Raw genomic sequence first — 12459 nt, 5'->3', positions numbered from 1 at the left:
GTATATGTAGTTTATCATTTTTTACATAAGGACTGAAAAAATTCACTTTTGTTTCTATTATATTTTTTTCATGATCGAGATTATATTCAAATACAGACTTTAATTCTTCATTTTTGAATAACCTCCCTCTGATTATTGTATCTGCCAAATAATTGAAAACCCATTTGTTTATATAACTTTCATTTTTTAAATAGTTGGTTTCGAACACCTCAAGACTCTTGATATCACCTTCTTTAACTTTATACAAATCATCAGTATTGGGTTTATTTATTAATTCTGATGGAATTGAAGTTTGTGAAAATGCATTTAACGCATTCAATAAAAAATAAAAAAAAAATATAAACTTTAGATTTTTCATAGGACTAATTCTAAAGATCTCTGTCCATCTGCCTGCAACTCAATTGAAATTGTAGAAGTTTCTTCCGGAAGCAGATTCGCAATTTTTTCCGACCATTCTATAAAACACCAGTTTCCGGAGTACAAATAATCATCAACCCCCATATCCAAAGCTTCGGTTTCTTTGTTTAATCGGTAAAAGTCAAAATGATAAACAATCTCATTATTAGAAGTATAGTACTCGTTAACTAAAGAAAAAGTTGGACTGCTGGTCGCATCCTGAACGCCTAAACTTTTACACAACTGCTTGATTAAAGTAGTTTTTCCAACACCCATTTCTCCATTAAAAAGAATAATTTTTTTTGGATTTGAGGCTAAAATTTGCTCTGCTACTTCTTTGATTTGATCTAATGAAAAAACGATATTCATCTTTGTTTATTTTTAATAGTCTCAGTTTTCAGTCTTTATTTGAGGCTGTAAACTGAGACAGGAGACTTTATTTAGGGTTAAATACCAAAAACGGAATAATCATTTCTTCTAATGAAATTCCTCCGTGCTGATAAGTGTTTTTGTAATAACTCACATAATGATTGTAGTTGTTTACGTAGGCTAAAAAGTAATCATTTTTAGCAAAAATAAACGAACTGCTCATGTTTATGGCAGGCAAACCAATCACTTTAGGCTCTTTTACCACATAAACATCCTTTTGCTCGTACGTTAAACTACGCCCGGTTTTGTAGCGCAAATTTAAGCTTGTATTTTTATCTCCAACAACTTTTGAAGGATTTTTTACATTGATAGTACCATGATCGGTTGTTAGAATTAATTTAAAGCCTAGAAGCTGTGCTTGTTGGATGATTTCCAAAAGAGGTGAGTTTTTAAACCAGCTTAAAGTCAGAGAGCGATACGCTTTATCATCAGAAGCCAATTCTTTTACTACTTCCATTTCGGTTTTAGCATGTGACAACATGTCTACGAAATTATAGACTACAGTTACCAGGTCGTTACCTTTTAAGGCTTTGAAGTTTTCCGCTAGTTTTTTTCCACCGGCATAATTGGTAATTTTAAAATAATCTTCTTTAATATTTAGACCTAAGCGTTTTAATTGTGCTGAAAGAAATTCGGCTTCATACAGGTTTTTACCACCATCTTCCACGTCATTTTTCCAGTATTGCGGAAATTGTTTTTCCATTTCTATTGGTAATAGACCAGAGAAAATAGAATTACGCGCATACTGGGTAGCTGTTGGAAGTATAGAGAAATAAGGCACTTCTTTTTCTAGTTTGTAATAATTAGAAACAACAGTTTCAAATGATTTCCACTGATCGTAACGAAGATTATCAATAACCACAAACAAAATCGGTTTGTCTTTCTTTTTGATCTCTGGAACTACTAATTCTTTAAACAAATTGTGTGACTGAATTGGTTTATCTGCTTTTGGAGCAAACCAGTCTTCGTAGTTTCTTTCAATATATTTTCCGAATTGTGAATTAGCTTCAACTTTTTGAGATTCAAGAATTTCGATCATGGCCTGATCGTTAATATTCTCAAGTTCTAATTCCCAAAAAATCAACTTTTTATATAGTTCAATCCAGTCTTCAAAAGAATTAACCATAGCCAGTTCCATAGAGATCTTTCGAAACTCTTTTTGGTAATCTAAGGTTGTTTTTTCAGAAATTAATCTCGAATGATCCAGGTTTTTCTTTAGACTCAATAAAATCTGATTCGGATTGACAGGTTTGATCAGATAATCAGCGATTTTAGAACCAATGGCTTCTTCCATTATATATTCCTCTTCACTTTTGGTAATCATAATCATCGGAATTGCCGATTTTTTCTCTTTCATTTCAGAAAGCGTCTCGAGTCCACTCATTCCCGGCATATTCTCATCTAAGAATACAATATCAAAATTATCCTCTTCAAATAAAGCAATAGCGTCTAAACCATTGTTACAAGTAGTTACATTATAGTTTTTCTTCTCCAAAAATAATATATGTGGCTTTAAAAGATCGATTTCATCATCGACCCAAAGTATTTTTATCTTGTCCATAAACGTTTTTTATTTTAATGCAATTTAGAAGTATAGAACTTAAAAAGTATTAAAAATAGTATAAATTTCAGAACTAAGAATGGTATTTTTTGCAGAATAAGTTTTTAAGTTATTGCTATTAATTTGATATTCAAGCTAAACGTTTAGCAATTTTTAAGCAAAAAACGCAAACTTCGTTATAGTTAATTACTTATATTTGTTGACTTAAAAAAAACCAAATAGTGACTCATATCAATAAGTTAAAAATATTTAATGATCCCATTTACGGGTTTATTTCCATTCCGAATGAACTTATTTACGATTTAATTCAACACCCGTATTTTCAGCGTTTACGCCGCATTTCGCAAATGGGATTGTCGTATTTGGTTTATCCTGGCGCTAATCATACGCGTTTTCATCATGCTTTAGGCTGTATGCATTTAATGCAGAAATCTGTAGACACACTTCGCTTTAAAGGGGTTGCGATTTCACCTGAAGAAGAAAATGCGCTGTACATTGCTATTTTGCTACACGACATAGGTCATGGACCCTTCTCGCATGCAATGGAAAAAAGTATCGTCGAAGATGTGAATCATGAAGCTATTTCGCTGTTGTTTATGAATCAGCTGAATGAAGAATTTGAAGGAAGACTGAGTCTGGCCATTCAGGTTTTTAAAGGGGATTATCATCGAAAGTTTATGTTACAACTGATTTCAAGTCAGCTGGATATGGATAGAATGGATTATCTTAAAAGAGATAGTTTTTATACCGGTGTAGCCGAAGGAAATGTAAACTCTGAGCGTTTGATTCAGATGATGAATGTGGTGGATGGTGTTTTGGTCATCGAAGAAAAAGGAATTTACTCAGTTGAAAAGTTTCTGCTTTCAAGAAGACTAATGTATTGGCAGGCTTATTTGCATAAAACAAGTCTGGTAGCAGAGTTGATTTTGATGAAGGTGTTAAAAAGAGCCAGAGAATTGACTTTAAAAGGTGTGATTTTACCGTGTAGCGAGCCTCTTTTTTATTTTATGAAGAACAGAGTAACTTTAGAAGACTTTGATGCTGAAAAATTAGATTTATTCTCTCAACTTGATGATTTTGACATTATCAGCGCTTTGAAAGCTTGGCAGAAGTATGATGATTTTATTCTTTCGACTTTGAGTAAGATGCTTATTAATAGAGATTTGCTTAAAATTAAACTTACTGCAGAGAAAATACCTGCGGAAGAATTGCAATCTCTGAAAGAAGAATTCGCTAACGAACACCATATTACACAATTAGAGGCGGGTTATTTTATCTTTGGCGGAAAAATTAAAAATCAGGCATACAGTAAAGAGGCTGAACCGATACGAATTTTGAAAAAAGACAAAACAATTGAAGATGTTGTAGAAGCATCTGATCAGTTGAATTTAAGGTCTTTATCTAAATTGGTTACAAAATATTATATCTGTTTCCCAAAACAACTTATCTAAAATTAACATTTAAAATCTATTTTTTATATTTTTGTCGCAATGAAATTTACAGCAGAACAAATAGCGGGAATTTTAGAAGGAGAAGTTGTTGGTAATCCCAATGTAGAAGTTTCTCGGTTATCTAAAATAGAAGAAGGTGAGGAGGGATCGCTTACTTTTTTGGCCAATCCAAAATATATCAACCACATATATACTACAAAAGCATCTGTAACTATTGTTAATGATAGCTTTATACCAGAACAGGAAATCACCACGACTTTAATAAAAGTAGAAGATGCTTACGCTTCTTTTTCTAAGCTTTTAGAGTTTTACAATCAAGTAAAACTAAATAAAAACGGAATAGAACCACAGTCTTTTATTACAGAAGGCACTAAATATGGCGAAAATTTATATTTAGGAAGCTTTAGCTATATTGGGCAAAATGTAGTTTTAGGAGACAATGTAAAAATTTACCCAAACAGTTTTATTGGGGATAATGTTGTTATTGGCGATAATGTGTATATTTTTGCAGGCGCTAAAATTTATTCAGAAACTATAATTGGAAACAATTGTACGATTCATTCCGGGACTATTATTGGTGCGGATGGTTTTGGTTTTGTACCAAATGAAGAAGGCGTTTATAGTAAGGTACCACAAATTGGTAACGTTATTATTGAAGATAATGTTGATATTGGTGCTAATACGACAATAGACAGAGCAACTCTTGGTTCGACAATTATAAGACAAGGAGTTAAATTAGACAATCAAATTCAGATTGCACATAATGTTGAAATTGGCAAAAACACAGTAATTGCAGCACAATCAGGTGTTGCCGGTTCAACAAAAATTGGTGAAAACTGTATGATTGGCGGGCAAGTTGGTATCGCAGGCCATTTGACAATAGGTAATAATGTGAGATTGCAGGCTCAATCGGGAGTAGCAAGAAACATCAAAGATGATGAAATTTTACAAGGGACACCGTCTCTTGGATATACTGATTTTAATAAATCGTATGTTCATTTCAAAAATCTGCCTAAAATAGTTGCCGAAGTAGAAGAATTAAAAAAACAAATAATAAACCCAAAAAATGGAAATAATGGTTAAACAGAAGACCATCAAAAATGAAATTTCACTAACAGGCGTTGGATTACACACTGGGAAAGAAGTTACAATGACTTTTAAACCAGCTCCAATTAATAATGGTTTCACTTTTGTAAGAGTAGATTTGCAAGGTCAGCCAGTCATTGAGGCTGATGCTAATTACGTTGTAAATACGCAAAGAGGTACTAATTTAGAAAAACTAGGCGTAAAAATTCAAACTCCTGAACATGTTTTGGCGGCATTAGTTGGATGTGATTTGGACAATGTTATTATAGAATTAGATGCTTCAGAACTTCCTATCATGGATGGTTCTTCAAAATATTTTGTTGAAGCAATTGAAAAAGCTGAAATAGAAGAACAAGATGCAAGCCGTAATGTTTATGTCGTAAAAGAAGTAATTTCATTTACTGATGAAGCAACCGGAAGTGAGATTCTTGTAATGCCAAGTGATGATTATCAAGTGACTACAATGGTAGATTTTGGTACTAAAGTTTTAGGTACTCAAAATGCTACATTAAAAAGTATAGCAGATTTTAAAACAGAAATTGCAAGTTCAAGAACTTTTAGTTTTCTGCATGAATTAGAATCTTTATTAGAGCATGGTTTAATTAAAGGTGGTGACTTAAACAATGCAATTGTTTATGTAGACAAGGAGATTTCTGAATCTACAATGGCGAATTTAAAGAAAGCTTTTGGAAAAGACGAAATATCTGTAAAACCAAACGGAGTTTTAGATAACCTTACCCTACATTATCCAAACGAAGCAGCAAGACACAAGCTTCTTGATGTAATTGGAGATTTATCTCTTATTGGAGTTCGTATTCAAGGTAAAATTATTGCTAATAAACCTGGTCATTTTGTAAATACTCAGTTTGCTAAGAAATTAGCAAAAATCATTAAAATAGAGCAAAGAAATCACGTTCCTGTTTACGATTTAAACCAAGAACCGTTGATGGATATCCATAAAATTATGGCAATGCTTCCTCACAGACCTCCATTTCTATTGATTGATAGAATCATCGAAATGTCGGATCGTCATGTGGTTGGGTTGAAAAATGTAACAATGAATGAAAATTTCTTTGTTGGACATTTTCCGGAAGCACCAGTTATGCCGGGAGTTTTAATTGTTGAAGCAATGGCGCAAACGGGTGGAATTTTGGTTTTGAGTACAGTTCCGGATCCGGAGAATTACTTAACTTATTTCATGAAAATTGACAATGTTAAGTTTAAACACAAAGTATTGCCAGGTGATACATTAATTTTCAAATGTGAATTGATTTCTCCAATCAGAAGAGGAATCTGTCATATGCAGGCAAATGCTTACGCAAATGGAAAATTAGTGACCGAGGCAGAATTAATGGCTCAAATTGCTAGAAAACAATAATAATTAATCAATTTTATTGTTTAGGTTTGTTGCCCAAATTAGATTATTTTAATTTAAAATATAAAAAACACATATGAATCAACCATTAGCATATGTTCATCCTGGCGCTAAAATCGCTAAAAATGTTGTAATTGAGCCTTTTACAACAATCCACAATAATGTAATTATTGGTGATGGTACTTGGATTGGTTCAAATGTGACGATCATGGAAGGAGCCCGAATTGGTAAAAATTGCAATATTTTTCCAGGAGCGGTTATTTCTGCGGTACCACAAGATTTGAAATTTGGAGGAGAAGATTCTCTTGCTATCATAGGGGACAATTGTACCATTAGAGAATGTGTAACTATAAACAGAGGTACAGTTGCTTCCGGACAAACTATTCTTGGAAACAATTGTTTGGTTATGGCGTATGCTCACATTGCTCACGACTGCGAAATTGGTAATAATGCCATTATCGTAAACGGAGTAGCATTGGCAGGTCACGTTGTAGTTGGAAATCACGCAGTAATTGGTGGTTTGGCAGCGATTCATCAATTTATCCATATTGGAGATCATGCTATGATTTCGGGTGGATCTTTGGTTAGAAAAGATGTTCCTCCTTATACCAAAGCCGCAAAAGAGCCGTTATCTTATGTCGGTATCAATTCAGTAGGTTTAAGAAGAAGAGGTTTCAGCACTGAGAAAATCAGAGAAATTCAGGAAATCTATCGAATTTTATACCAAAAAAATTACAATACAACACAAGCTTTAAGTATTATTGAGGCTGAAATGGAAGCTACTCCTGAGAGAGATGAAATTCTTGATTTTATCAGAAATTCATCAAGAGGAATTATGAAAGGTTACTCCGGAAACTATTAAAAAATCGTTTAATTGTTTATTCGTTTATTTGTTTAATCGAAAAAACAGTCAAAAGTTAACCGATTCAACAAAAACAAAACAAAAAATAAATGTGATTTAGGATTTTAGAATCTGAAAATTACATTCTAAAATCTAAAATAAAAAAACAAATGGCATCTACATCAGATATTAGAAACGGTTTATGTATCAAATACAACCACGATATTTATAAAATCATTGAGTTTCTTCACGTAAAACCTGGAAAAGGCCCAGCTTTCGTAAGAACTAAATTAAAAAGTTTAACTACAGGAAAAGTATTAGATAATACATTTTCTGCAGGACATAAAATCGAAGACGTTCGTGTAGAAACACATACTTTTCAGTTTTTATATGCTGAAGGAGATGAGTTTCACTTTATGAATGCAGAAACTTTCGAGCAAATTTCTTTGAATAAAAATATTCTTGATAACCCTGGATTATTGAAAGAGGGAACTAACGTAATGGTTCAGATCAACACTGAAACTGACCTTCCTTTGTCTGTTGATATGCCTACATCTGTAGTTCTTGAAATTACTTATGCTGAACCGGGAGTAAAAGGAAATACAGCTACTAATGCTACAAAATCTGCAACAGTAGAGACCGGAGCAACTGTAAATGTACCTTTGTTCATCAACGAAGGTGATAAAATTAAAATTGATACTGCTTCAGGTTCTTACATGGAGCGTGTAAAAGAGTAGTTTTTATAAGTTTTCAGTTTTCAGTCGCAGTTATCAGTTTGTTAATGCAGATTGAAAACTGAGACTGAAAACTGAGACTGAAAACTAAATAAATATATGAAATTTCCAAAGATTCATTCTTTACAAGAAATTGCAAATTTGCTTGATTGCGAATTTATTGGTGACCAAAACTTTCCCGTTTTAGGCATGAACGAGATACATGTCGTTGAGCCCGGTGATATTGTTTTTGTTGACCATCCCAAATATTACGATAAAGCTTTACAATCTGCTGCTACAATAATTTTAATTAATAAAAAAGTAGACTGCCCTGAAGGTAAAGCACTTTTAATTTCTGATGATCCTTTCAGAGATTTCAATATCCTAACCAAACATTTTAGACCTTTTCAAGGCACAAGTGTATCGATTGCTCTTTCTGCAACTATTGGAGAAGGAACAATTATTCAGCCTAATTGTTTCATTGGAAACCATGTTACAATCGGAAAAAACTGTTTGATTCATCCAAATGTTACTATTTATGATCATACCGTAATTGGAGATAATGTAATGATCCACGCCGGAACCATTTTAGGAGCTGACGCGTTTTATTATAAAAAACGCCCCGATGGCTTTGATCAGTTGGTTTCAGGTGGAAGAGTAGTTATCGAAAACAATGTAGGTATTGGAGCACTTTGTACAATCGACAAAGGTGTTACCGGTGATACGACTATTGGAGAAGGTACAAAACTTGACAATCAGGTACATGTAGGACATGATACTGTGATTGGTAAAAAATGTTTAATTGCATCGCAAACAGGTATTGCTGGTTGTGTCGTAATTGAAGATGAAGTTACAATTTGGGGACAAGTAGGAACAACCAGCGGAATCACAATAGGAGCGAAAGCTGTTATTATGGGACAAACGGGAGTTACTAAATCGGTTGAAGGAGGAAAATCATATTTCGGTACTCCAATCGAAGAATCAAGAGAAAAGTTAAAACAATTGGCCAATATCAAAAAGATTCCTGAAATTCTAAATAAATTGAAGTAATTATGTCTATAAAAGAATTTGTTCAAAAATTTTACAAGTCTGATGCCTTAATTGATAGCGAAATCATGAAAACTTACCTTCATCCTGAGGTAAAGTTAGATTGGAACAGCACTAAAGGACTAATCGAAATGGATTACGATTCGATGACTGCTATGGCAAACGAGCTGAGTCGTGCTTATGTGCGTTCTAAGGTCAGAATTAGCCACATTATTGCAGAAGATGATTTGGTTTCAATACGATATTCTCATTTTGTAAAAACGATTGAAAACCCGAGAGAAGAGATGTTATTAGCTCATTTTACCACAATTTGGCAAATAAAAGATGATAAATTATATCGCGGTTATCAAATGAGTCAATTTTCTTAATTTTTTTGACGACAAAAAGGTTAAAATACGTTACAAAACCTTACTTTTGCATCACAATTTTAAAAACTACATAAAATATATATCATGAGTGTTTTAGTTAATAAAGATTCCAAAATAATTGTTCAAGGATTTACAGGAAGCGAAGGAACTTTCCACGCTTCTCAAATGATTGAGTACGGTACTAATGTTGTTGGTGGTGTAACTCCTGGAAAAGGAGGAACAAGCCATTTAGATCGTCCGGTTTTTAACACAGTAAAAGATGCTGTAGAACAAGCCGGAGCTGATACATCTATCATTTTTGTTCCGCCAGCTTTTGCTGCTGATGCAATTATGGAAGCTGCTGACGCTGGAATTAAAGTAATTATTGCTATTACAGAAGGAATTCCTGTAGCAGATATGATTAAAGCGAATAACTATGTTAAAGAAAGAAATTCTAGATTAATCGGACCAAACTGTCCAGGAGTAATCACTCCGGGTGAAGCTAAAGTTGGTATTATGCCAGGTTTCGTTTTCAAAAAAGGAACAGTTGGGATCGTTTCTAAATCAGGAACTTTAACTTATGAAGCTGCTGACCAGGTTGTAAAACAAGGTTTAGGAATTACTACAGCTATTGGTATTGGTGGAGATCCAATTATTGGGACTACAACTAAAGAGGCTGTTGAATTATTAATGAACGACCCTGAAACTGAAATCATCATTATGATTGGTGAAATCGGTGGTCAATTAGAAGCTGATGCTGCTAAATGGGTAAGAGCTGATGGTAACCGTAAGCCAGTTGTTGGTTTTATTGCTGGAGAAACTGCTCCTGCAGGTAGAACAATGGGTCACGCAGGTGCTATTGTTGGTGGTTCTGACGATACAGCTGCTGCTAAAAAACAAATCATGAGAGACAACGGAATCCACGTTGTTGATTCACCAGCTGAAATTGGTAAAAAAGTAAAAGAAGTACTTGGATAATCTCCAATATTTGAAATAATAAATTCCAAAAAAAGTCTCAATATTACTTGAGACTTTTTTACATTTTAAAATGCTGGGGTATAAATAGAAAAAACTTAGTATCTAAGAACCTCAGTACCTTAGAAGCTAAAAAAAGAAATATGTACAAAGAATTAGAAAAATTTAAAGTAAGCAATAGTTTTACTTTTACAATTGAAGACAGTTTAGAGCAAGTTTGTAATGCCCCTGAAGCAGGTGCAGGTGTTTTTGTAGTCTATGCAGTTGAAGGAGATGCAAAAGAATTAATCATGGTAGGTTCTACAGGAACTGTTCAAAACGATGGTACCTTAAAAAGTAAAAACGGTGGTTTATACGACAAAATCGTAAACGGACACCAATTTGCTAAAACCGGAAGAAAATACTCTTGGCCAGCACAAATGAAGCTAGAGAATATTACTGCACTTGAAGTAGTTTGGTATGAAACTTTTACTGCAGATGTAAAAGGAATTCCAACCACTGTAGAAGGACAGGTTTTGCAAAACTTCTTAGATGAAAACGCAAAATTACCAAGATGGAATGTAGCTTTCTAGAAGAAACTTCAATATAAAATTGTCGAAAGCCTTGCTAAATATTTTAGTAAGGCTTTTTTTTTTAAAACACATAGAGCCATAGACTTGATGTACTTATAAAAGGCGCTTCACTAATATTCGTTATAGAAAGAATATTAGATTTCCTGTAAAACTTTTGGATTAAATTGGCTGTAAGCTCTAAAGCGCAAACATAGTGCAATGCACTATGACTAAATGAATGTGATACATTGCCCAGAAGGGGCAAGAGCATGCTTAGATTATATCGCTCTCAATAAAAGGAGTGTTTGTTTTCTTAAAAAAAAGTATACACAATTATTAACGCGTCTTTTGTTTGAGGTTTATCTTTCGCCCTTTCAGGGCTTAAAAAAAAAAAAAAACATTTAACCATTAAATAGTGCGAAGCACTATTCTACCGCTAAGGCTCTTTCAGAGCAGGTATATAAAATCAGAAAAAGACTCGAAAGATCACTTTGTGTAATTAATATATGTGAATAATTATTTATTTATTGAATAATTATTTATTTATTGAATAATTATTCAAGCCTTGTTATTGCTAGCTATTTTTAAAGACATAGAGACATAGATTTGATACTCTTAAAAAAAATACTTGACTAATATTCTTTAAAGAAAGAATATTGGATTTGCTGTAAAACTTTTCGATTAAGTGGGCTGTAAGCCCTAAAGCACCAACATAGTGCAGCACACTATGACTAAATGAATGCGACATATTGCCCTGAAAGGGCAAGAGCATGCTTAGGTCATATCTCCCTAAATATAAAAGGCGTTTCACTTATTGAAAATACACAGAGACTACTAGGTGTGAGAAACATGTTTCTTTTGTATTCTTTTAGCAAACATATCCCGATGTATCGGGACTATGTGTTAAATAGTTACTTATTGAATAATTTTTCAAGCCTCGCCATCATTTCATCTTTCTCTTTCAACATGCGCTCATATAACGCAATCTTTTCCTCATGAAGCTTAACGAATTGATCAATTTGATTAATGGTAGAATTGTAAAATACAGATGCAGGTTGCTGACAATTATCAAATGTGTTAGAAATAATATTTATCGCTTGTTCTTCATCAAAATTCTGAAAAGCTTCAACAGGAATCTTTAGTAGTGCAGAAATTTGTTTCAATAAACTATCTTCAATTACTTCTTTCTGCTCCAGCATAGAGATTTTCTTCTGATTCCATTCTTCTCCCAGATCATACGCTAATGCTTCCTGCTTTATGTTAAGCATTTCTCTAAAACGTTTTACGTTTCTTCCCTGATGTATTTTCTGTTCCATAACAATTGTCAATTTTCTAAAGACTCAAAGATAAGGTCTTGGCTGAGTTTCAAAGATAAAAAAATATCCCGTAAAATATTCCTTTTGTCAGATATTATATCCGTATTTCAAATAGATTATCCTTTTAAAAAAATAGAGCTTTGCTTACGATTCTCTTGTCAATCTCCGGTTTATTTTTTTATTATATTTCAATTTGCAATTTGAATTTAACAATAAAGACTTATTTTTCAAGTAAAGCTAAAATTGTAACAATGTAACAAATTAGAACAAAGCTAAAACTGTTATTAAAGATAATGTTAAAAAAAAACTAAAAAAACTTTAGTAGTAAAATCTGACATTTGAAAAAAATAAAACAATACTTTCGATTTTGT

The 12459-nt window shown here is 33.0% G+C and carries 13 protein-coding genes; 9 read left to right on the top strand and 4 right to left on the bottom strand.

From position 1 onward, the window contains the following. The 3 genes from FLA105534_RS19565 to porX form a co-directional block, all read right to left on the bottom strand. A partial coding sequence (locus tag FLA105534_RS19565) for a hypothetical protein (RefSeq protein ID WP_173967770.1) occupies positions 1-358 on the bottom strand: 358 nt, incomplete at its 3' end. Beyond that, positions 355-765 carry a tRNA (adenosine(37)-N6)-threonylcarbamoyltransferase complex ATPase subunit type 1 TsaE gene (gene tsaE, locus FLA105534_RS19560; RefSeq protein ID WP_173967769.1) on the bottom strand — a complete coding sequence of 137 codons (411 nt, stop codon included), beginning with the start codon at positions 763-765 and terminating at the stop codon, positions 355-357. The genes tsaE and FLA105534_RS19565, both read right to left, overlap by 4 nt. A gap of 67 nt (positions 766-832) precedes the next feature. Further along, positions 833-2386, bottom strand: a complete 1554-nt coding sequence (porX, locus tag FLA105534_RS19555) for a T9SS response regulator signal transducer PorX (RefSeq protein ID WP_173967768.1) — start codon at positions 2384-2386, stop codon at positions 833-835. A gap of 221 nt (positions 2387-2607) precedes the next feature. Here porX and FLA105534_RS19550 point away from each other — a divergent pair, with 221 nt between their 5' ends. From FLA105534_RS19550 to FLA105534_RS19510, 9 genes are all read left to right on the top strand, one after another. Further along, the gene (locus tag FLA105534_RS19550) at positions 2608-3837 is read left to right on the top strand and encodes an HD domain-containing protein (RefSeq protein ID WP_173967767.1); all 1230 of its coding nucleotides are present in this window, start codon (positions 2608-2610) and stop codon (positions 3835-3837) included. A gap of 39 nt (positions 3838-3876) precedes the next feature. Continuing rightward, on the top strand, positions 3877-4920 hold the full coding sequence (gene lpxD, locus FLA105534_RS19545) for a UDP-3-O-(3-hydroxymyristoyl)glucosamine N-acyltransferase (RefSeq protein WP_173967766.1): 1044 nt from the start codon (positions 3877-3879) through the stop codon (positions 4918-4920). Next, positions 4913-6301, top strand: a complete 1389-nt coding sequence (locus FLA105534_RS19540) for a bifunctional UDP-3-O-[3-hydroxymyristoyl] N-acetylglucosamine deacetylase/3-hydroxyacyl-ACP dehydratase (RefSeq protein ID WP_173967765.1) — start codon at positions 4913-4915, stop codon at positions 6299-6301. The genes lpxD and FLA105534_RS19540 overlap by 8 nt, the downstream gene beginning before the upstream one ends. 73 nt (positions 6302-6374) lie before the next feature. Further along, positions 6375-7160, top strand: a complete 786-nt coding sequence (gene lpxA / locus FLA105534_RS19535) for an acyl-ACP--UDP-N-acetylglucosamine O-acyltransferase (RefSeq protein WP_017497513.1) — start codon at positions 6375-6377, stop codon at positions 7158-7160. A 149-nt stretch (positions 7161-7309) separates the two neighbouring features. Next, positions 7310-7876, top strand: coding sequence for an elongation factor P (efp, locus tag FLA105534_RS19530; RefSeq protein WP_173967764.1), 567 nt, complete (start codon positions 7310-7312; stop codon positions 7874-7876). Between the two features lie 96 nt (positions 7877-7972). Beyond that, positions 7973-8902, top strand: coding sequence for a UDP-3-O-(3-hydroxymyristoyl)glucosamine N-acyltransferase (locus FLA105534_RS19525; RefSeq protein WP_173967763.1), 930 nt, complete (start codon positions 7973-7975; stop codon positions 8900-8902). A 2-nt stretch (positions 8903-8904) separates the two neighbouring features. Continuing rightward, the gene (locus tag FLA105534_RS19520; protein WP_173967762.1) at positions 8905-9267 is read left to right on the top strand and encodes a nuclear transport factor 2 family protein; all 363 of its coding nucleotides are present in this window, start codon (positions 8905-8907) and stop codon (positions 9265-9267) included. An 84-nt stretch (positions 9268-9351) separates the two neighbouring features. Continuing rightward, the gene (gene sucD, locus FLA105534_RS19515) at positions 9352-10224 is read left to right on the top strand and encodes a succinate--CoA ligase subunit alpha (protein ID WP_017497509.1); all 873 of its coding nucleotides are present in this window, start codon (positions 9352-9354) and stop codon (positions 10222-10224) included. A gap of 140 nt (positions 10225-10364) precedes the next feature. Then, positions 10365-10793 (top strand): hypothetical protein, encoded by a 429-nt coding sequence (locus tag FLA105534_RS19510; RefSeq protein WP_173967761.1) that lies wholly within the window; start codon positions 10365-10367, stop codon positions 10791-10793. 890 nt (positions 10794-11683) lie between these two features. Here FLA105534_RS19510 and FLA105534_RS19505 read toward each other — a convergent pair. Beyond that, the gene (locus FLA105534_RS19505) at positions 11684-12088 is read right to left on the bottom strand and encodes a helix-turn-helix domain-containing protein (RefSeq protein ID WP_173967760.1); all 405 of its coding nucleotides are present in this window, start codon (positions 12086-12088) and stop codon (positions 11684-11686) included. Positions 12089-12459: the final 371 nt, after the last annotated feature.

Origin of the sequence: Flavobacterium collinsii, assembly GCF_902804485.1 — a bacterium.
In the GTDB taxonomy this organism is placed as follows: Bacteria; Bacteroidota; Bacteroidia; order Flavobacteriales; family Flavobacteriaceae; genus Flavobacterium; species Flavobacterium collinsii.
Note: the sequence above shows the minus strand (reverse complement) of the source record. Positions and strands in the feature narration are given on the sequence as shown.

What these genes read in the sequence shown, in the direction of transcription:
- tsaE (WP_173967769.1), bottom strand. Translation starts at nt 765, where the DNA reads ATGAATATCGTTTTTTCATTAGATCAAATCAAAGAAGTAGCAGAGCAA.
- porX (WP_173967768.1), bottom strand. Translation starts at nt 2,386, where the DNA reads ATGGACAAGATAAAAATACTTTGGGTCGATGATGAAATCGATCTTTTA.
- lpxD (WP_173967766.1), top strand. Translation starts at nt 3,877, where the DNA reads ATGAAATTTACAGCAGAACAAATAGCGGGAATTTTAGAAGGAGAAGTT.
- FLA105534_RS19540 (WP_173967765.1), top strand. Translation starts at nt 4,913, where the DNA reads ATGGTTAAACAGAAGACCATCAAAAATGAAATTTCACTAACAGGCGTT.
- lpxA (WP_017497513.1), top strand. Translation starts at nt 6,375, where the DNA reads ATGAATCAACCATTAGCATATGTTCATCCTGGCGCTAAAATCGCTAAA.
- efp (WP_173967764.1), top strand. Translation starts at nt 7,310, where the DNA reads ATGGCATCTACATCAGATATTAGAAACGGTTTATGTATCAAATACAAC.
- FLA105534_RS19525 (WP_173967763.1), top strand. Translation starts at nt 7,973, where the DNA reads ATGAAATTTCCAAAGATTCATTCTTTACAAGAAATTGCAAATTTGCTT.
- FLA105534_RS19520 (WP_173967762.1), top strand. Translation starts at nt 8,905, where the DNA reads ATGTCTATAAAAGAATTTGTTCAAAAATTTTACAAGTCTGATGCCTTA.
- sucD (WP_017497509.1), top strand. Translation starts at nt 9,352, where the DNA reads ATGAGTGTTTTAGTTAATAAAGATTCCAAAATAATTGTTCAAGGATTT.
- FLA105534_RS19510 (WP_173967761.1), top strand. Translation starts at nt 10,365, where the DNA reads ATGTACAAAGAATTAGAAAAATTTAAAGTAAGCAATAGTTTTACTTTT.
- FLA105534_RS19505 (WP_173967760.1), bottom strand. Translation starts at nt 12,088, where the DNA reads ATGGAACAGAAAATACATCAGGGAAGAAACGTAAAACGTTTTAGAGAA.